Origin of the sequence: Kineococcus glutinatus (genome assembly GCF_039542765.1) — a bacterium.
GTDB classification, from domain to species: Bacteria; Actinomycetota; Actinomycetes; order Actinomycetales; family Kineococcaceae; genus Kineococcus_A; species Kineococcus_A glutinatus.
In genome coordinates this window covers 1-631 of the sequence record NZ_BAABIL010000938.1, presented here as the reverse complement: position 1 = coordinate 631, position 631 = coordinate 1, and the positions used below count along the sequence as shown (strand labels likewise).

The following is a 631-nucleotide window of genomic DNA, read 5'->3' as shown; positions in this document are numbered from 1 at the left end:
CCGCCGCGCGCAGCCGCGCGGTGGCGCGTCCGGCGGTCCCGCCGTGGCCGGTGCGGGCGGTCGCCTCCTGCTACCTCGGTGTCGCGCACGTCGTGGGTGGTGCCGCGCGCCGCATCGGTGACGGTGCCCGCGAGCTGGACCCCGCGCACCGCCGCGACGGGGTCGGCCTGCTGCTGCTGGCGCTGGCCATCGTCGTCGCCGCCCGCGAGTGGTGGGGGCTGCGCGGCGGCGCGGGGCACGTCATCCACGTCGTCGCGGCGGGCACGTTCGGCAAGGTGGCCCTCGCGCTGCCGCTGGTGCTGCTGGGGCTGGCCGTGCACCTGCTGCGCCACCCCGACCGCACGCACACCACCACCCGGGTCGTCGTCGGCTGCGGCGCCCTCGTGCTGGCCGCCTCCGGCCTGGTGCACCTGGCCTCCGGCGCGCCGAACCCGACGACCGCGGGTGATCCCTGGGTGGGCGGTGCCGGCGGCATGCTGGGCTTCCTCGCCTCGGTGCCGCTGGCGAGCGCGCTGACGCGGTGGGTGGCGGTGCCGCTGCTGGCGCTGCTGGGCCTGTTCGGGCTGCTCGTGCTCACGGCGACGCCGGTGCACGCCATCCCCAGCCGGCTGCGGGCGCTGTACGAGCGGCT

At 78.4% G+C, this 631-nt stretch carries 1 protein-coding gene; it reads left to right on the top strand.

Going from position 1 to position 631, the window contains the following annotated elements; all coding sequences use genetic code 11:
• Positions 1 to 20 precede the first annotated feature (20 nt).
• Positions 21 to 631 (top strand): DNA translocase FtsK 4TM domain-containing protein (locus ABEB16_RS22700; protein WP_345714399.1); only part of this gene is annotated, 611 nt, incomplete at its 3' end.